Raw genomic sequence first — 19,707 nt, 5'->3', positions numbered from 1 at the left:
GCGCGCAACCGGTGAGGGCCGCGCGCCCGATCCGTGGTTTATTGCCAGACGTAGTAGCCTTCTTCTTCCATCAGGGTCCGGGTGCGCTCGGCGATGCCATCCAGCGCCTCCTGCGGGTCCAGTCCCTCGGTCAGAACCTGGCTCATCGTGGTGCCGATATCGGCATTGATGCGGCCCCATGGCGGGATGATCGGACGCCAATCCGGATCGGCATTTTCAAGCGCCTCGCCAAAGGTTGCCGACCAGGGATACCGCTCATTCAGGGCCTCATCCGCATAGGTCGAGAAGCGCGACGGGTTGCCGCCCGCCATGGCCACGGCCAGATCGCCTTCGCGGCTGGTCAGCCATTGCATCAGCAAGAATGCCGCTTCGGGGTTGGCGCCGTTGCGCGGGATGGCAAGGCCAAAGCCGCCCGTCTGGGATGCGGCCCGCTCTCCAACGGGATGCGCGGCCCAGCCGACATTGCCGACCACCTGGCTGCGGCTTTCATCCTCGAATGTCGGCGCGAAGGCGATGGAGTCGAGGAACATGGCCGCTTGGCCCTGGGCGAATGCGTTTGCCGCCTCGGCCGGACCAAAGGCGCTTGAGCCTTCGGGGCCGCATTCCACAATAGTCCGCAGGGCCTCAGCGGCGGCGACACCTTCGGGTGAATTGATTGTCGGCTCCCAACCTTCGCCAAAGACCCTCCCACCCAGCGGCGCGAGGTGCAGCAGGAAGGCGTGGCTGGCCTGGTGACCGGACGCCGCGCGGGACGCGACACCGCCCATGCCGGGCTCAAGCTCAGGGATGGCGCAGGCCAGTTCCAAGAACTCGTCATAGGTTTCGGGAACCTCAAGCCCGTGCTCTTCGAACACGTCGGTGCGGTAATAGAGCACCGAGGTTTCGGAGCCGAAGGGCAGGCCGTATAGCGAGCCAGTGGGGCCGGGCAGATAACCACGCTCACCCCCCGCGACACCGATATTCTGAACGTAGCCGTCGATCAGATCCTCGGCATCGTAATTCGGATTGGCCAGACGCGGGTTCATGAAGAACTGCGCCAGGTTGTAGATCTGGTCGGCATAGACATAGTCGGCCTTCGAGAAGACCACATAGGCGATCAGGTCGTAGGCGCCTTCATCCAGCGCCAGCTCCAGTGTCTGCCGTTCGCGCATATCGAGATAGGGCAGCATATCCACCTCAACCTCGATCCCGGTTTCTTCGGTGAATTGCGGCAGAACCTCCATCACGGCGTTGTAATGGGGGTGGGCGGGGAAGTTCACGATCAGCGTCGTGCCCTCATATTCCGCATAGGGATTGTTATGCCCATCCGCATAGGCCGCGCCGGTCAGGGCGACCCCGGCGACCATCGTGGTTGTCTTGAGTATCTTCAGCATCCTCATCCTCCCAGTTGCTGAGTCGTCGCGGCGCTAGATCGCCGCTTCTGTTGTCGTGTCGAACAGGTGCAGCCCCTCCGGCCGCACACCAAATCGCAGGGTCTCGCCCAAAGCGATCGGGGTTTCGGATTTCAGCTCGACCGTAACCTTGGCCTTGCCGCAATCGCAGATCAGAACCGATTGGGCGCCGATATATTCCGAGACGACCACATTCAGGTCGACGCTTTGATCGGTAGGGGCGTCGGCATCGAATTCCAGATCCGAAGGGCGCACGCCCAAGGTGGCCTTGTGCACGGCTTTCTGTCTGGCGCGTCCGGCCAATGCGTCAGGCAGCCGGATCGCAAAGCCTGCGCCCCGTGCTTTCAGCGCGCCATCTTCTTCGAAAAGATCTGCATCCAGGAAATTCATCGGCGGTGAGCCCAGGAACCCCGCCACAAACTTGTTGCTGGGATTCTTGAACAACTCGGTCGGCGTGCCTTGTTGCTGAATGTAGCCGCCATGCATGACGACGATCCGGTCAGCGAGGGTCATGGCCTCGATCTGATCATGGGTCACGTAGACCATGTTCTTCTTCACGTTCTGGCGCATCAACGCCAGCTCGGCGCGCATCTGGCCGCGCAGCTTGGCGTCAAGGTTCGAGAGTGGTTCATCGAACAGGAAGGTGCCCGCGTCACGGCACAGTGCCCGGCCCATGGCGACGCGCTGGCGCTGGCCGCCGCTAAGCTCGCCCGGCTTGCGGTCAAGGAACTGGGCGAGGCCCAGCATCTCGGCCACGTCTTTGACCTTTTTGTCGATCTGCGCCTGCGGTGTTTTCTGGAGCCGCAGCGAGAACGACATATTCCGTGCGACATTCATGTGGGGGTAGAGCGCATAATCCTGGAACACCATGGCGATATCGCGATCCTTCGGGTCCAAACCGCTGATCGCGCGGTCGCCCATATAGATCTCGCCTTCCGACACGCTTTCCAGCCCGGCCAGCATCCGCAGGGTGGTAGATTTGCCGCAGCCCGAGGGACCGACCAGCACGGTGAATTCATGCTCGGCCATATCCAGGTCGATCCCATGCAGGACATCCACGGCGCCGTAGCGCTTCACCAGCTTTTCCAGGCGGATATTCGGCATCGAATCCCTCATGTTCGTCGCTCACACAGCATTGTGTATACAAACTTAAAAGTAAATATCCAAAATTGCCATTGAAGATGCAATATAGTATGGCTCTAGGCGAAGACACGACAAAGAGACGACCCGCCATGACCAAATCCACCGCTCAGAAACCGAATGTCACCCCGCGGGGCGGGGCGGTGAAACTGATCGAGGCCGCGTTGATGGAAGACATCGCCGCAGGCGTGTTGGCGCCCGGTGAGCGGTTGGACGAGGTGAAGTTGACCGAACGCTTCGGTGTCTCGCGCACACCCGTGCGAGAGGCGCTGTCGCGTTTGGTGGCGCAGGGTATTCTGATTCCAGGCGAAAAGCGTGGTGTGCGTGTGGCGCAATATACGCGCGAGGAATTGGCGCAAATCTTTGAAGCTATGCACGAAATCGAGGCCGCATGTGCCAGGATCGCGGCGCAGCGCCTGACATTGCTGTCGCGGGTTGAGATCGAAGCAGCCCAGGCGGCTTGTATTGCGGCGGCGGATTCGGGTGACCGGGCCAGCTATCTGCGCGCAAACGAAGACCTGCATGCTGCGATCTATAAAGCCACGGGCAATCCATACATGGCCGAGATTGCCAGCGAGTTCCGTCGCCGCACGGGGCCCTTTCGCGCCAAAAAGTTCTCCACCAAGGCCGAACTCGTCGCCTCGGCCCAAAGCCACGAAAAACTGATCGCGTCGATTTTCTCTGAGGATTCGGATGCGGCCTCTGACGGAATGCGCGCCCATATGGCGGCCAGTTTCAAGCAGACTCTGGCCGCCAACTAGCTGATTTTGGGTTTTTGACCTTGCTTTCGTACGCAAGGCGGTTCATTTGTATACAAACTTGAGTCGTAGCGAATGGAGAGCCGGATGGGCGTACAGGAAACCAAAATCTACCCGATCAATACCGGTTGGTTGGAGGCGGATCTGGGAACCTATATTTTCTGGAAAGGTCCGGCTGGAAAGAAGTATTGGAACCCTGTCTACTGCCATTATGTCGATACCGGCGAGCATAAGATCCTGATCGATACCGGCCTCTGCGATGAAGAGCGCGCCACGAAGTACCACCATAAATGCGACAAGCGCGGCTGTTTACAGGTGCATGAGCATCTGGAGCAGAAGCTTGGTGTGCATCCCGACGAGATCGACGCCATCGTCTTCACGCATCTGCACTGGGATCACGTGCAGAATATGAAAATGTTCAAGAATGCGCGCTACATCGCGCCGAAGGCCGAGATCGAAATGGCCTACAATCCGCTGCCGCTTTACTACAGGACGTACGAGTCCGGATATCTGGGCATCGAGCCGGCCTATGCGGGTTGCGTGTTCGAAGCGGTCGCGGATGAATGTGAGGTCCTGCCCGGCATCACCATGTTCCACACGCCCGGGCATTCCGTCGGCCATATGGCAGTGACGGTTGCGACCTCGGCAGGCGATATCGTGGTTGCGGGCGACGCTATTTTCTGCGAGCGGAATTTGGAGCCGAACCCCAGCGAAGGTTGGCGCCATTGGGTGCCCGCGCGGTTCGTGAACTCCTATGAAGGGTGGAAATCGGTCGAAGAACTCGACAAGCGCGCCGACTACATCCTGCCATGCCACGATGAGACCGCAAATGCGCGCTCGGATGTGTTCCCTTATGACGGCATGCCGCTTCGCAAACGTCGTCAGGTGATCCCGGGCTATCAGTTCTATTTCGGCGATATGCCCGCGGGGGCCACTGAAAAATCCGCCCCGGCGATGACCAAGGAAGAGGCCGAGACCTATCTGGCATCCTTGGTCGATCCTAAGGATCTGGCCGAGTATTGACGTGACACAGTCCGTCGACAGCCTGCTGGATGTGGCCGAGGCCTATGACGCCATCGTCTTGGATCAATGGGGCGTTCTGCATGATGGCACGACGCCCTATCCCGGCGCGATCGATGCGGTTGCACGGCTCAAGGCGCAGGGGCGGCGGCTTGCGGTTCTGTCGAATTCCGGCAAGCGTGCGGCGCCCAATGCAGCGCGGATCGCGGCGATGGGGTTCGATGTGGATCTGTTCGATCTGGTCATGACGTCTGGCGAGGCGCTGTGGCGCGACATTGCCGAAGGGCGCGTGCCGCACCGCGTGTTTCACCCGATCACCCGGGACGACGGCGATGCACAAGCCTGGGCTGACGGGCTGAATGTGGAACTGGCAGAGGAAAACGCCGCCGAAGCCGTGCTGCTGATGGGCTTGCCGGACGGGGAGGGGATGCGGCCGTTACCCGCTTTACCGGTCTATTGCACTAATCCCGACCGCGCCTCGCCACGCGCGGGTGGGGTCACCGTTATCTCGCCGGGGGCACTGGCCCATGCGCATCAAGAGAATGGTGGCGATGTGACCTTCTACGGCAAGCCCCATGTGCCGATATTTCGCGCGGTCGAGGCGGCGCTTGGAACAACCTCGCTGCTGATGGTGGGCGACAGTTTGGAACATGATATCGCGGGCGGTCAGGGCGCCGGATGGGACACATGTTTTGTCCGTGGTGGCCTCCATGCCGGTGCCTTCACGGGCGATGTTCTGACCGATCTGACCGCCTTGGCAGGGGCCGAGCTGGCGCCGATGCCGACCTATACGCTGCAGCATCTGGGGTAGAGCCATGGATCTTCCGAACGATTTTGACGTCTTTCGCGCTTTGTCCGCCAAGCTGGGCGTAGACCCGTTGCAAGTGCAGGGGCCGGGTGGCAACACGTCGATCAAACAGGGCGACACGATGTGGATCAAAGCCTCGGGCACCGAATTGGCCCAGGCTTTGGATACGGATATTTTCGTCGCGGTGGATCGTGCAGCGGCGCTGGCAGAGGCCCAAGGCGCCGGTGATGGATCGTGCAAGGCAACGGTGCTGGATCAGTCCCGCGGGCTGCGTCCGTCCATCGAAACGACATTTCACGCGGCGCTTGACTGGCCCGTCGTTGCGCATACGCATTCCATCGCGACCTTGACCCACGGCGTCAGCGTCCAGGGGCGCGCGGCGGCGGCGAAAAAGCTTGAGGGGCTCCCCGTCGTTTTCGTGCCCTATGCCAAGCCTGGCCTTCCGCTGACCGGAGAGATCCTGTCGCGCATATCTTCCGCGACCCAGATCATCGTCCTGGAAAACCACGGCCTGATCTGTTGCGGGCAGGATGTGTCTGAGACCGAGGCGATCTTGTCTGAGGTTGAGCAGCGGTTGCAGATGTCCGCGCGGGAGACTGTCACCTCCGATCCTGGCGCAGCGCCAGAGGGGTTTGTCTGGTCAGAATATGGGTGGATGGCCACAGACGCCAAGACGACAGCTTTGGCGACAGCGGGGTCCTACTACCCGGATCATGTCGTGTTCCTTGGCCCTGCGCTGCCGCGGGCCGATCATGACGGCGCGCCACCCGCAATTCTTGTGGAAGGACGGGGCGTTTTGATCCGTGATGGTGCCACCGGGTCCCAGCTCGCCATGTTGCGCTGTTTGTCCGATCTGCTGGCGCGGCTTCCGGAGGGGTGGGCGCCCGAGGCGATTGGCCCCGAAGCCGAGGCGGAGTTGTTGAACTGGGATGCGGAGAAGTATCGCCAGGCCTTGGCGGCGCGCACATGACGGGCCTGTCGCTTGGCGTCGATCTGGGGACGTCGGGTATCCGTTCGGCTGTGCTTGGCGAAGATGGCCAGGTGATTTCGACGGCGCGCGGCAACTATGCGCCCATCAATCCCGATCGCGTCGATGCGATGGCCTGGTGGGCGGGCGTTGCCGCGTGTCTTTCGGCCCAGATCGATATTCTGAACGAGCAGGGGATTGATCCGCAACGGATCGCGCGGATTGCGGTGGACGGCACATCGGGCAGCCTGGTCTTGACCGATGCGGGGCTTAGGCCGGTGACCCGGGCGTTGATGTATAATGATGGCGGTTTTGCCGATGAGGCTGCGCGGATCGCAATCCATGCGCCGGCGTCGCATATCACTCAGGGACCGAATTCGTCGCTTGCCAGGGTGCTCCGCCTGATGGACGAAGACCGCGACCGCAACGCGGTGCATCTGCTGCACCAAGCGGATTTCATTGCGGCGCGGCTGAGTGGGCGCGGCGGCATCTCGGATCATAACAACGCGCTGAAAACCGGCTTTGACCCCGATGACGGCGTGTGGCCCGATTGGTTTGAACCGTTAGGCCTTCCTGAGCGGCTGCTGCCCGAAGTTCGGCCTGCTGGCGCGATCGGCGCGACGATTTCCCCGCAGATCGCGGCCGAATTCGGTCTGTCGCCCGATGTGATGGTGCATTTGGGCACGACCGATAGCATTGCAGCTTTCCTTGCTGCCGCGCCGCTGCAAATTGGGGCGGCGGTTACCTCGCTGGGGACCACATTGGCGGTCAAAATGCTGAGCGATCAGCGCATCGATGATCCGGGGATTGGGCTTTATTCCCATCGGCTTGGCGATGGCTGGCTTGTCGGCGGCGCTTCGAATACCGGCGGCGGCGTGTTGCGGCAGTTTTTCTCGACCGAAGCGCTGCAAGCGCTCTCGGCGCAGATTGATCCGACGATCCCAAGCGACCTGGATTACTATCCGTTGTCAAAACCGGGCGAACGCTTTCCGGTCAATGATCCGCATCTTGCGCCGCGGTTGAGCCCGCGCCCGGCGGACGACGCCTTATATCTTCATGGTCTGTTGGAAAGCATCGCCCGGATCGAGGCGCGGTGCTACGCGGCGATGGCCGAGCGTGGCGCTCCGACGCCCAGCCCGCTTTATACGGCGGGCGGTGGCGCTGCGAATAGTGTTTGGACCCAGATCCGTGAACGGGTGCTCGGCATATCTTGCCAGTCCGCGACCCATACCGAGGCCGCGATTGGGGTCGCCCGGCTTATCCATCCGGCGGCCTAGACCCGGTTGCCGACAGGTCGAGATCGGCGGCAACGCTGTGGTCCAGGACCAGGCGGATATTGGGCAGGTCATTGCCATCGAGTTTGAGCCGCGCGCTGTGGTCTGACAGGCCTTCATCCCGCCATCGACGCATCAACCGCGCATCCAGATCCGTAAGATCGGTGCCAATCCAGATAGTATAGGTCCAATGCCGTGCCAGATCCCGCCAGGGTGCGGCGTCCAGCAGCAGATAATTGCCCTCGAACAGAACAAATTCGGTCTCGGCCGACAGGCAGGCCGCCCCGGCAATGGCAATATCGCGGGTCCGGTCGAAGATGGGGTAGGCGATGTCGGCCTCTCCAGCAGCGATGCGCGCCACAAGATGGCAGAACCCAGCCGCATCGAAGGTCTCTGGCGCGCCTTTGCGGTCGGACAGGCCACGGGCGTTGAGCACGCGATTGTCCAGGTGAAACCCGTCCATCGGAACCACAACGGCGCCGCGCCCGGCGCCTTGCAGGGCCTTGGCCAAATGCGCGGCCATCGTCGTCTTTCCGGCACCCGGCGGACCGGCCAGTGCGATCAGTTTACGCGCGCCAGGTAGCGGCAGCACAGCCCGCAGGGCAATCTCTGCCAATGCCTCAGGCGGCAACGTCATCGGGGCTCATCGCACCGGTCATCAGCGCCACGGCGTCGGACATGGAGACATCGGAGGGGTTCACAACGCAAAGCCGCTTGCCCAGTCGGTGGATGTGGATGCGGTCGGCCACCTCGAATACATGGGGCATGTTGTGGCTGATCAAGATGATCGGAATGCCGCGCGATTTCACGTCCTGGATCAGTTCGAGCACCTTACGGCTTTCCTTGACGCCCAGGGCGGCGGTGGGTTCGTCCAAGATGATCACCTTGGACCCAAAGGCAGCGGCGCGGGCCACGGCGACGCCCTGGCGCTGGCCGCCCGAGAGCGTTTCGACCGCCTGATTGATGTTCTGGATCGTCATCAGGCCCAGCTCACTCAGCTTATCGCGGGCGATCTTCTGCATCTTGGGCTTGTCGAGCATCCGCAGATATGTGCCCAGAAATCCGGGGCGGCGCAGCTCGCGCCCCATGAACATATTGTCTGCGATGGACAAGGCCGGGCTCATCGCAAGTTGCTGATAGACCGTTTCGATCCCGGCGTCGCGCGCATCGTTGGGCGAGTGGAAATGCACCTGTCGGCCTTCTAGCCAAACCTCGCCTTGATCTGGAATGACCGCACCGGAGACCGCCTTGATCAGGCTGGATTTCCCGGCGCCATTGTCGCCGATCACAGCCAGGATCTCGCCCGGCATCAATTCGAAATCACAATGATCAATGGCTGTCACCCGGCCATAGCGTTTGACGAGATTGCGCGCCTTGAGGATGGGTTCGACAGACATCAGATCGAGACCTTTCTGATCAAGTGCGGCTCTGCCGCGCAGCGCCGGTTTGGGCGACGCGCATCCCCGGCAAGCGGCTTCGCCGCTGGGAGGGATCGGGACAACTGGATCATACCGAGACCTTTCTGATCCACTGATCCACGGCGACAGCGGCGATGATCAGCACCCCGATCAGCAGCGTTGTCCATTGCGCATCGGCGCCGGCCAAGCGCAGGCCGAGCGTGAACACCCCCACGATCAGCGCGCCGAACAAGGCCCCCATGATCGAGCCGCGCCCGCCGAAGAGCGAGATGCCTCCGATCACCACGGCGGTGATGCTTTCGATATTGGCCAATTGCCCGGATGTGGGCGAGACCGAGCCGATCCGTCCGATCAAGGCCCAGCCCGCAAAGGCACAGATCAGCCCGGCGACCAGGTAGACTGACACAAGCGTGCGCTTGACGTTCACGCCCGACAGCTCCGCCGCTTCGGGATCGTCGCCCACCGCATAGACGTGGCGCCCCCAGGCGGTCTGCCGCAGGCAATAGCCCAGTACGATGAACAGAATGATCATGAAAATCACGCCATAGGTGAAGATCGCGCCCCCGATCTCGATCCGCTCGCCAAAGAATTGCAGGATCGGCGCATTGGCCTCGATGTCCTGGGCGCGGATGGTCTCATTGCGGGAATAGAGGAAGTTGGAGGCCAGAACGATCTGCCACATCCCCAGCGTCACGATGAAAGGCGGCAGCTTTATATACGCCACGAGAAACCCGTTGATCGATCCCATCAGCGCGCCGAAGGCCAATCCGCACAAAACCGCCAGTTCCGGCGGCAGGCCGTATCGAAACGTGAATTGTCCCATCACGACCGAGCTGAGTACCATGATCGCGCCGACGCTCAGGTCGATGCCCGCGGTCAGGATCACCAGGCTTTGCGCCGCGGCGACGATGCCGACGATCTGTACCTGTTGCAGGATCAGCGTCAGCGTGAAGGGCGAGAAAAAACGCTGCCCCAAGAGCATCCCGAAGATGGCAATCGACGCGACCAAGACCACCATCGGGACCAGCGCCGGTTGCACATGGAAGGCATGCTGGATTTTGTGGATCAGGCCCCGCCGTTCGTCGTCGAATTCCGCGACGCGTTCGGTTGAGTTGGCCGCATTCTCGTAATTCTCGGACATCGAGGTTGTCTTCCCCATGGATGATATGTCACCGCCCTGGGCCCGTAGGGCAGGGCGGTGAACGGTGTTTATGCGTGGCCTGGATTTAGCCCCAGCACAATTCCAACCCTTCTTCGACCGAGATCGACTCGATCCCATCGACGGGTTCACCGGTCACAAGTGCAACGCCGGTATTGAAAAAGTCGAGCCCTTCGGATGGCTCCGGCACCGTGCCGTCCGCTGCAAATTGCGCAATCGCCTCGACCCCAAGTGAGGCCATCAACAGCGGATATTGCTGCGCCGTGGCACCGATCACACCGTCGGCGATGTTCTGGACGCCAGGGCAGCCGCCATCGACCGACACGATCAGCACGTCTTCCTCGCGTCCGATGGCGCGCAAGGCCTCATAGGCGCCTGCGGCGGCCGGTTCGTTGATCGTATAGACCACGTTGATCATCGGATCGATGGCCAGCAATTCCTCCATGGCGCGGCGGCCGCCTTCCTCGTTCCCGGCGGTCACGGCATGGCCGACGATGCGGTCGTCATCCTCGTCCCCCCAGCGGTTGGGGTCGGCAATGTCGATACCGAAGCCGGTCATGAAGCCCTGGTCGCGCAACACACCCACCGAGGGCTGGCTGACGGCCAGGTCCAGCATTGCGATGCGGGCATTCGCGGCCTCATCGCCCAGTTGCGCCGCCGCCCAGGCGCCGATCAGGCGACCGGCTTCGAAATTGTCGGTGGCAAAGGTCGCATCGGCGGAATCAATGGGCTCCAGCGGCGTGTCGAGCGCAATCACCAGCAGCCCCGCCTCGCGCGCCTGCTCGACCGCCGACACAATGGATGAGGTGTCGGAGGCCGTGATCAAGATGCCCGCGGCACCATTGGCGATGCAGGTCTCGATGGCCGCAACCTGGGTCTCGTGGTCGCCATCGACCTGGCCGGCATAGCTGTTCAGCGTGATCCCCAACTCTTCCGCGGCGGCGGTGGCGCCTTCACGCATCTTCACGAAAAACGGGTTGGTGTCCGTCTTTGTGATCAGGCACGCCGACACGTCAGCGTGTCCGTCCGCCATGGCCATGCCACTGCTTGCCACCGCGATAGCACCGCCCAAAAGGGCCGTCTTGGTTGTCTTGAACATCGTATCCTCCCGAATGTCGCGTTTGGTCGTCTCCCGTTGGACATTGCGCGACGTGGGGTGTGAGTCAATAACTAACTTCCAAAGAGTTATTAATTAGGCTATCCCCGCATATGCCGGTCGGATCACTGGGATATGCTGGATGCGCCAAAATCGACATACAGGTGACGAGGCGCCGGGGCAGGGGATTGGTCGCGGCACCAACCAAGGCGGCATGCGCGAGGCCAATGAACGGCTGTTATTGACCGTCTTGCGGCGCAATGCGCCGATGGCAAAGGCCGATATCGCCCGCGCCACGGGCCTTTCGGCCCAGACGGTTGCGCGTCTGATCGGGGCGCTGGAAGACGAAGGGCTGATCGCCCGCGGTACGCCGAAAAAGGGGCGTATCGGCCAGCCGTCTACGCCGCTATCGCTCGATCCGCTTGGCGCCTTGTTCCTGGGCATGAAAGTCGGTCGGCGGTCGGTCGAGATGGTCGTGATCGACTTCGTGGGCAGGGTTCTGGACCGCGAACAACACCTGTATGATTACCCGGATTTTGCTGTGGTGCGAGACTTCGCCAATGCCGCGGCCGCGCAATTGCGCGCGCGTCTGCCCGATGGGCTTCAAGATCGCGTTGGCGGTCTTGGTATCGCAATGCCGTTCCACCTTTGGAACTGGGCGCAGCATATCGGCGTGGACGCTGCCCTGATGGCCGATTGGGAGCGCCGCGATCTGCAGGCGGAAGTGGCCGGGGCGCTGGACATCCCGGTTTTCCTTCAGAACGATGCGACCTCGGCCTGCAGCGCCGAAATGGTGTTTGGCGCAGCGCCGATGCCCGCCAATGCGCTCTGCTTTTTCCTGGCGTTTTTCATCGGCGGCGGGTTGGTCATCAACAACACGCTTTATTCCGGCTCGACCGGCAATGCGGCGGGTTTGGGCCCCCTGCAGGTGCCGGATCGGGACGGTCAGGTGCGGCCTTTGATCGATCTTGCCTCGCTCTCGGTATTGGAGAAAAGCCTGGTGGAGCAGGGACATGACGCGCGGCAGATGTGGGTCGACCCCGAGGCCTGGACCTTCCCCGCGCCCATCGTCGAGGCCTGGCTGGGGCAATGTGCCGTGGCCATGGCGCGGGCGATTTGCAGCGTCCAAACGCTGTTGGATCTTGAGGCCATTTTGATCGACGGATGGATGCCCCGCGATGTCGTAGCCGATCTGACCGCGCGGGTGCGGGGCGAATTGGCAGGTCTGGATCTGACCGGGTTGGAACGCCCCGAGATCAAGGCAGGAACCATCGGCAAGGACGCCCGCGCCATTGGCGCCGCAAGCCTACCCCTGGGCCACCGGTTTCTGATGGTCTAGGCCGCCGCCGAGGGTCTGTCATGGCGGCGGCCCCGAGGGGGGGCTAGCTCAGCAGGCTATCGGGCTGCGTGTCCAACCCGATGATCAGCGGATCGTGGTCCGAGGAGGCAAACTGGCTGCCCTCGAAGAAACCCGCATCGTTGAAGGCGGAGTTGTAGCTCAGCAGGTCGGGCTCATCGGCATTGATGTGCCATTCGGTGACCCCGGTGACCAGATCCGCCACGCCATTCGAGGCAATCGCGTGATCCAACGCGCCCTGTTGGCCGTCGAAGACAAAGCTATAGGCTTCATCCTGGCCGATGAACTCTTCGATCAGATCGCGCAGATTGTCGTCATCGGTCAGCGTCTGTACCGGATCTTCCTTGGCATAGGCATTCAGATCGCCGAGCAACAGATAATCATCGACCCCGCCACCGTTATAGACGGTCTCGATCCAGGTCTTAAGCTCGGCCGCCGCATCGGTGCGCACCTGATTCCAGAAGGCCTGGCCGTCGTCTTGATCGTAGTTCGGATCGGCCAACAGCGCATCGATATCGGCCTGGGTGACCTGCGTTCCACCGCCCGCGATATGCGCTTGAGCGGCCTCGACCACTGCATCCAGATTGCTGGGGCCCTTCGACTTGAAGTGGTTGGAGACCACGGTGAAGGTCTCGCCCGACACGTTGTCTTGGAACGTTGCGGCGACGGCGGGACGGTTGCGCTGAAAATCCCCGACCTGATCGTCGCTCGGGGTCACCGCATTCAGTACATCGGCCAATGCGAAGGTCGTCGCGGCAGAGCTTTCATCGAAGACCAGAAAATCCGCATGCAGCAGCGTGACGGCGTTCTTGTCATAGATGATGCCGGTCGTGATCGCATCGGTGCCGATGAACCCGGCATCCTCGGTCGGATCGACAAAGGCAAAATCGGCGCCCGTGCCCTGATCCGTCGCTTCGGCAGTCAGGGCATCGACTAATGCGCCGATGGCCGAATCCGCCCCAAAGCCGCCATTCTCCACCTCTTGCACAGCGAAGATCTCGGCTTTGGTGTCCAGGAAAGCATCGACCAGTTTTTCGGTCTGGCGCGCCAGATCGCTGTCTGAGCCGGCGCCGCGCGGATCGAGGTTGTTGGGGCCCGAGCCGCCGTCGCCTCGCAACGTGGTGAAGTAGTTCAGCACGTTGACTGAGGCGACCTGGATATCGCCACCGACCTCGTCTGGCGTGTCGGGACGTGCGCCGGAATTGGTGGCCTCGTCAATATTTAGCTGATCATCGACCAGCATCCGATATTCCCCGAAGGCAAAGCGCAGCACGCCTTCGGTCGCGCCGTCGATTTCAGCGCCCAGGCGCAGGGTGGGACCGTCTTCGGTGAAGGTATCGCCGGCATCCAGGAACCCGTTGCCGTTGTCGCCCGCAGTATCATTGGCGATGAAGCGGAATTCATCGGGGTTCTGTTCGGCCAGGCCATCATCGATGATCAGCCGGTTGTTGGCGTTGAACTCCTGCAAGGCGGCCACGTCGGCGGCCTCGTCTTGGGCGTCGAATAATTGTGTCGGCTGGGTCTGACGCCCGGCCGAGACGGTGATTTCGCCAAACCGATCGAGGTTGAAGTTCTCGATCACCGTGATGCGCTCATCGGCGATCCCGCTATCGAGGCTGATCCGCATCCCCTCGACCGCTTCAAGGTCCAGTGCCGTGCCATCCAGCAAAACGCTCGCCGCCGTCGGCAGCGGATTGTCCGAGGACACGACACGCATCGCCGTCAGATCAAGTTGCGTCTCGCCGCGGAATTCTCCGACCGACCCGCGCACGACCACCTGATCGCCCACGGCGGGCGGGGTGGCATCGTCGCCGGTGAAGACAAAGATCCCCTCGGACGTTGCGGCATCGCCGTCATTGTCGGCGTCTTCTTCCTGCAGGAAGAAACCGTTGCTGACCACATAGGTGACGATGGCCTTCACGGTCACATCCTGATCGACCAAGGCGCTTTCGGCGCCTGAGCCCTGGATATCGGAAATCAGGGTCAGATCGTCGTCGTCCAGAATTTCGACCGAGGCCTCCACCGTGCCAATCTCACCGCCGACCGGATTGCTGAGCGTGATGGTCAGGGTCTCGTCATCTTCGATGATAACGTCTGCATTGACCTCGATGGTAAACGTGGCCGAGCTTTGGCCCGCGGCAAACTCCACTGTACCGGCATCGACGATGGTGGCAATTTCGTCGTCGGATAGCTCACCGCTCAGAGTGAAATCGACGCTACCCGCCTCGGTTACATCTCCGCTGCGGGTGATCGTGAAACTGACGCCCGTTAGACCCGCATCGCCTTCGAAAACGACGTCTGTCTCGGCGGCGATGCTGTAGCTTCCGGACTCTACGGCGCTTTCAGCCGCCGTTGGCGAATAAGACGTTGGGTCATTGAACGACGTGGGGGTGAAGCCGCCTGCGCCGTCACTTTCCGCGCCCGATGGCAGGAACATCGGATCTTCCAGGACGTTGTCGGAATACAGCAGCGGCGCGGGTCGATCCCCTTCGACAAAGGCGACCGAGTCCAGGACGTTTGCAAAGGGGGTAACATCCAGCGCGCCGTCATCGTCGGTGTCCAAATCATCGAACTGTGCCGCGCCGGTGAACCCATCCACCAACAGAAAGGTCGATTGCGTATTGGTGAAGATATTATCGGCAATCTCCAGGTCGGGCGTCACGCCGAACACTATTTGCGCCGCGGGACTGGCCGCCAAGACAAAGCCGTTATCGCCGATGCTCAACCCGGTGAAATCGACGATGGAGCGGATTTCACCGTCACCGTCCAGTTGCAGCAGCGCATAACCGTCCAGCCCGGTTCCGGCGACGCCCATCAATTCGATGAACTCCCAGTCCGGGAAGCCCGTCGTACTGACAGCCAACTCGCTGATGCCGACACCATCGACGGATTGCAATGCGGGCTCTGGCGGGGCGGTGTTCGCTGTGCCGCGGGTCTCGGCAATCGGGCCGGTCCAGGTGTCGCCCTCACCACGTTGCAGCGACACGCCGATGGGCGCGTTCGATGGCTCGCTGACGCCGATATCGGTTGAGGTCAGGCCAGATGCGGTGCCGTTGCTTGCGGTCATGGTGCCCTCATAGCTGAGGAATTCGACGACCACCTCGCCATCGCGGATCAGGGCCAGCCCGTCTGGCCCGCCATTTTGAATGCCGGGCGTGGGGACAACGTAATAGTCGAACATGTCATCGCTGCCGCTTGGCGTGTCGCCCAGCTCAAAACTGTTGTAGCGCTGGCCATTGGAGCCATTGTAGAGTTCCAACGTCAGGTCGGAGACATTGGTGCCAGCCTCAACCCGGATCTCGACAAATTCGCCAACATCGCCTCTGTCATTGTCGTAATGGATCTCGTTGATCCGTGGTGCGATCGGCTCGCCCGCGCGGGCCACATCGATGGCGATATCCTTGGTGACGACACCGCCATTCCCATCGCTGAGCTTGATTTCCACATCATAGGTGTTGTCCGTCCCGGCATCGACGGGGGCGGCGAAGTCGGGCGTATCGATGAAGCTCAGCAGGCCTGTTTCCGCGTCGATGGTGAACAGCCCGGCATCGGCGCCACCGCTGATCGAATAGGTCAGCGTATCGCCATCCGCATCCTGGGCGGCGATCACGACCGCCACATCCGCGTTGCCCTCTTTCAGCGTCGCGCGGTCCAGTGCAAACAGCGCAGGCGCATCGTTCTGACCCACGATTGTGACGGTCACCGTAGCGGTATCGGTGCCGCCTTTGCCGTCATCGACCAGATAGGTGAACGTGTCGGTGGCCGTTTCACCTTCGGCCAGGCTGTCAAAGCTGTCACCGGGATTGTAGACGATCTGACCATCCACCAGGCTGACACTCGCGCCGCTTTCGGAGGTCGCATCTACCGAGATGATGGTGATCGTATCGCCGTCGAATTCCTGATCATTGGCCAGCAAAGCGGCCGCTTCGATGCTGCCGCCATCCTCGGAGACCGTCGCCTGATCATCGCGGGCCAGGACCGCGTTATTCGTCCCATCCAGGAACAGCGTGTAATCGTCGGCCTTGAAATACAGCGCCTCGACCGAGGTCAGGCGATCCGTTCCGGCATCCGGCGCGTCCGCCGATGAGGTCACCGTGGTCGGGCGAAACCAATTCCCCAGGGAGATTTCGTATTGATCAATCCCGCCTTCATACACCGCTGTGTCAAAGCCGCGCCCGCCAAAGATCCGATCATCGCCCGCGCCTGCATTGATCGTGTCGTCGCCCCATCCCGCAAAGATCAGGTCCGATCCGGCACCGGTCGAGATCGTGTCATCGCCCCAAAGGCCAAAGACGGTGTCCCGTCGATCCGTGCCCTCGATCTCGTCCGATCCAAAGCTGCCAAAAATGAAATTACGCGCGTGCCAGCCCATGCCGTGCCCCCCGGTCAGAAGAATTGTTGCCCATATTGCATCGGTTTGTATCAAATTTGTTTCTTATTTTGCCCTTGGGACACAAAGCTGTGGAAAGGCCAAAGGCTTCCCCTGCGTCAGCGCCCAATTCGGCGCCGGTTTGTCTCGGTCAGGCATGTTTTACGGGCAAAGCGCGGCTGAATGGATCAGATGAAATCGATATGCCGGTTGAACGGCATTTCGCGGATCCGCTGCCCCGTGGCGGCGAAAATCGCGTTGGCCAGGGCCGGGGCTGCGGGTGGCACCATCGGCTCGCCCAAGCCGCGGATCTGGGAATTGTTTTGCAGCGCCTGCAGCGTGATCTGCGGCACCTGCCAGATCCGCATCCCCTCATGGGCATGGTAATTGGATTGCTCCGCCATACCGTCGGAATAGGTGATCTCGCAATTCATCGCGTGGCCAAGCGCCCAGACAATACCGCCCTGGACCTGACTTTCGAAATTGACCGGGTCAACGATGGTGCCCGCGTCGCAAGAGGCAAAGACATGGTCAATGCGAATGCCCCGATCGGTTGCGGTCACGTCGATGATTTGCGCAAACGGCACGCCGAAGCTTTCCACAAAGGCGACGCCGCGTCCTTGGCCGTCGCCGCGAGGGCCGGTCCAATTGGCGATCTCGCCGACGCGTTCCAGCACCTGGCGCGAGACCTGGTGATCCATTAGGCGAATGCGTTCTTCTAAAGGATCCGCGCCCGCGGCATGGATCAGCTCATCCAAGAATGAATCGAAGACAAACCCCGCGCCCGGCGACCCGACGGCGCGCCAAGACGAAACCGGCGCAAGCTCTGCCGCGCGGTAGGCCCGCATTCGGTAATGCGGTAAGGCGTAGGGGTTGTTCCACGCGCCCGCTGCGATTTGCAGATCCGGCCCAACCACAGGCAGATCGGCGCGGCTGAGTTGAGACGCCATGACCGATGGCGCCGCAATCGCCAGATCCATGGCTTGCACCTGTCCGTTGGCAACGCTGCCGCGCCCACGACCCATGGCGATATGGCGCGGGAAATCATGGGCGAAATCCTCTTCGCGGCTATAGGTCAGCTTCACCGGTGTGCCGGGCAGTTGCCGCGCGATATGGGCCGCATGTTTGAGGTATTCCAACTCCAAACGGTGCCCGAAGGAGCCGCCGGTGAACTGGTTGTGCAATGTGACCTGATCGGCGTCGTGGCCGGTGATCCGGCCCACAATCGTTTGCACCAGCCGCGGCATTTGGTGACCGGTCCAAACTTCCACCCCCTCCGGATCGACCCGGATCAGCGCATTGAGCGGTTCCAGAGGCGCATGGGCGACATAGGGGGAGCGGTATTCGGCCTCGATGGTCTCGGCGCCATCCAGCGCGCTCTCGACATCGCCATCGTCACGCCAGGTTTGGTCCAGTTTGTCGTCGGTGAAGCTGTTTGATAGCGCATCCCAATGGGCGTCTTGCTCAGCCGGGTAGGGGGCGGGGCCCCATTCGATCTCGACCGCGTCTGCGGCCCGCATGGCGCGCCAGGTATTGTCGGCGATCACCGCGATGCCGCCAGGGATCTCCAGCACATCGACGACCCCGCGCATCTCACGCGCGGCACTGGCCTCGAACCCCAGCATCTCGCCACCCTGACGCGGATTGATGCGCACAGCCGCATGGACCATCCCATCCACGCGCAGATCGATGCCAAAGTCTTGGGTGCCCGTGGATTTCGCGACCATATCCAGGCGCGGTATCGGTTGGCCGATCAGCCGCCAATCCGAGGGATCGCGCAATGCCACCTCTGCGACCGGCTCAATCGTCGCGGCGACTTCCGCCAGATCGGTATAGGGCAGGGCGCGGCCATCGGGCAGGATCACGGCGCCGCCCTCAGTGCGCAACGCGGCAACATCGACGCCTTCCTGTTGGGCGGCTGCCAGTTTCAGTGTCTCGCGCGCGACGGCACCCGCCTGGCGCAGCTTGTCGAAACTGTCGGGGATTGTGGTGGACCCGCCGGTCGTCTGCATCCCCATGACCTTCATCGCGGCGTTCATCACACTGCGCATCGTCTCCGCCGCGCGGCCTTCGTCAGTTGCCATGAACGGCACAGCCTCGGCTGCGAGAGCCGTGTTGTAATAGGCGGCGGCGGGGCGGCCAAAGCTGATCTGGAACTGATCCATGTCCAGATCCATTTCTTCGGCGATCAGCAGCGCCTGGGCGGAGGCGACGCCCTGACCGACATCGACATGGGGCGTGATCAGCGTAATCCCATCGGAACTGATCTTTACCCAAGGGTTAAACGTGGCCTCCCCCTCGGCCAGCCCGTCGGCGAGCGGATTGTCATGGGGGCGGCGCACCGCATAGATCCCAAAGGCGACACCGCCCGCAATCGCGGCAGAGCCGATCAGAAAGGTTCGGCGGGCGATTTTTCCGGCGCGCGACATGGCTCAAGCCCCCCGCAGATTGGCGGCGGCGGTGTGGATCGCGGCGCGGATACGGGTATAGGTGCCACAGCGGCACAGATTGCCACCCATCGCCTGATCGATATCGTCATCGCTGGGCTCTGGTGTGACCGACAGTAGATCGGCGGCCTGCATGATCTGCCCGGCCTGGCAATAGCCGCATTGGGCCACCTGATGTTCAATCCACGCCGCTTGCACCGCGTGCAGGGCATCGGGCGTGCCAAGCCCTTCAATCGTTGTGATCTCTGCGCCCGCGACATCACCCGCAAAGGTTTGGCAGGACCGCGCGGCAATTCCGTCAATATGCACCGTGCAGGCGCCGCATTGCGCGATACCGCAACCATATTTTGGCCCGGTGATCCCAAGCTCGTCCCGTAACACCCATAACAGCGGCATGTCCTCTTCGACATCCACCTCGTGCTCGGTCCCATTGACGGTCAATCGCATGGCTGGCCTCCGCTAGCGTACCCATAAGATGGGGATGTGGCCGGTTGGGTGAAAGA

15 protein-coding genes are annotated in these 19,707 nt (G+C 61.8%); 6 read left to right on the top strand and 9 right to left on the bottom strand.

Annotated features, from left to right (window positions below; all coding sequences use genetic code 11):
• Positions 1-38: 38 nt before the first annotated feature.
• Together V8J82_RS16280 and V8J82_RS16275 are read right to left on the bottom strand one after the other, a co-directional pair.
• Positions 39-1,373 (bottom strand): extracellular solute-binding protein, encoded by a 1,335-nt coding sequence (locus tag V8J82_RS16280; RefSeq protein WP_339976595.1) that lies wholly within the window; start codon positions 1,371-1,373, stop codon positions 39-41.
• Positions 1,374-1,406: 33 nt separating this feature from the next.
• Positions 1,407-2,495, bottom strand: coding sequence for an ABC transporter ATP-binding protein (locus V8J82_RS16275; protein WP_339976593.1), 1,089 nt, complete (start codon positions 2,493-2,495; stop codon positions 1,407-1,409).
• Between the two features lie 128 nt (positions 2,496-2,623).
• Between V8J82_RS16275 and V8J82_RS16270 the strand changes: the two genes are divergently transcribed.
• The 5 genes from V8J82_RS16270 to V8J82_RS16250 all read left to right on the top strand — a co-directional run bounded on the left by V8J82_RS16270 (position 2,624) and on the right by V8J82_RS16250 (position 7,361).
• Complete coding sequence (locus V8J82_RS16270; protein ID WP_339976591.1) at positions 2,624-3,292, top strand: GntR family transcriptional regulator; 669 nt, start codon at positions 2,624-2,626, stop codon at positions 3,290-3,292.
• Positions 3,293-3,376: 84 nt separating this feature from the next.
• Positions 3,377-4,312, top strand: a complete 936-nt coding sequence (locus tag V8J82_RS16265; protein WP_339976589.1) for an N-acyl homoserine lactonase family protein — start codon at positions 3,377-3,379, stop codon at positions 4,310-4,312.
• Between the two features lies 1 nt (position 4,313).
• Positions 4,314-5,120, top strand: coding sequence for a TIGR01459 family HAD-type hydrolase (locus V8J82_RS16260; protein ID WP_339976587.1), 807 nt, complete (start codon positions 4,314-4,316; stop codon positions 5,118-5,120).
• A gap of 4 nt (positions 5,121-5,124) precedes the next feature.
• Complete coding sequence (locus V8J82_RS16255) at positions 5,125-6,087, top strand: class II aldolase/adducin family protein (protein ID WP_339976585.1); 963 nt, start codon at positions 5,125-5,127, stop codon at positions 6,085-6,087.
• The gene (locus tag V8J82_RS16250; RefSeq protein WP_339976583.1) at positions 6,084-7,361 is read left to right on the top strand and encodes an FGGY-family carbohydrate kinase; all 1,278 of its coding nucleotides are present in this window, start codon (positions 6,084-6,086) and stop codon (positions 7,359-7,361) included. Before V8J82_RS16255 ends, V8J82_RS16250 begins: the two co-directional genes overlap by 4 nt.
• On the opposite strand, the gene V8J82_RS16245 is transcribed toward V8J82_RS16250, so the two are convergent.
• The 4 genes from V8J82_RS16245 to V8J82_RS16230 form a co-directional block, all read right to left on the bottom strand.
• Entirely contained in the window at positions 7,342-7,995 is a 654-nt protein-coding gene (locus V8J82_RS16245) for a nucleoside/nucleotide kinase family protein (RefSeq protein WP_339976581.1), read from the bottom strand. The two genes, V8J82_RS16250 and V8J82_RS16245, sit on opposite strands and share 20 nt — an antisense overlap.
• On the bottom strand, positions 7,979-8,755 hold the full coding sequence (locus tag V8J82_RS16240; protein WP_339976579.1) for an ATP-binding cassette domain-containing protein: 777 nt from the start codon (positions 8,753-8,755) through the stop codon (positions 7,979-7,981). Before V8J82_RS16240 ends, V8J82_RS16245 begins: the two co-directional genes overlap by 17 nt.
• 109 nt (positions 8,756-8,864) lie before the next feature.
• Positions 8,865-9,935, bottom strand: coding sequence for an ABC transporter permease (locus V8J82_RS16235; RefSeq protein WP_339976577.1), 1,071 nt, complete (start codon positions 9,933-9,935; stop codon positions 8,865-8,867).
• 67 nt (positions 9,936-10,002) lie between these two features.
• Complete coding sequence (locus tag V8J82_RS16230) at positions 10,003-11,034, bottom strand: sugar ABC transporter substrate-binding protein (RefSeq protein ID WP_339976575.1); 1,032 nt, start codon at positions 11,032-11,034, stop codon at positions 10,003-10,005.
• A gap of 139 nt (positions 11,035-11,173) precedes the next feature.
• Between V8J82_RS16230 and V8J82_RS16225 the strand changes: the two genes are divergently transcribed.
• Positions 11,174-12,370 carry an ROK family transcriptional regulator gene (locus V8J82_RS16225; protein ID WP_339976573.1) on the top strand — a complete coding sequence of 399 codons (1,197 nt, stop codon included), beginning with the start codon at positions 11,174-11,176 and terminating at the stop codon, positions 12,368-12,370.
• A gap of 43 nt (positions 12,371-12,413) precedes the next feature.
• Here V8J82_RS16225 and V8J82_RS16220 read toward each other — a convergent pair whose 3' ends face one another.
• From V8J82_RS16220 to V8J82_RS16210, 3 genes are all read right to left on the bottom strand, one after another.
• Entirely contained in the window at positions 12,414-16,760 is a 4,347-nt protein-coding gene (locus V8J82_RS16220; RefSeq protein ID WP_339976571.1) for an ExeM/NucH family extracellular endonuclease, read from the bottom strand.
• Between the two features lie 185 nt (positions 16,761-16,945).
• Complete coding sequence (locus V8J82_RS16215; protein WP_339976569.1) at positions 16,946-19,186, bottom strand: xanthine dehydrogenase family protein molybdopterin-binding subunit; 2,241 nt, start codon at positions 19,184-19,186, stop codon at positions 16,946-16,948.
• A 3-nt stretch (positions 19,187-19,189) separates the two neighbouring features.
• Positions 19,190-19,651, bottom strand: coding sequence for a (2Fe-2S)-binding protein (locus V8J82_RS16210; RefSeq protein ID WP_339976567.1), 462 nt, complete (start codon positions 19,649-19,651; stop codon positions 19,190-19,192).
• Positions 19,652-19,707 lie beyond the last annotated feature (56 nt).

Source organism: Gymnodinialimonas mytili, from assembly GCF_037544085.1.
In the GTDB taxonomy this organism is placed as follows: Bacteria; Pseudomonadota; Alphaproteobacteria; order Rhodobacterales; family Rhodobacteraceae; genus Gymnodinialimonas; species Gymnodinialimonas mytili.
This window is presented reverse-complemented; position numbering and strand designations above follow the sequence as displayed.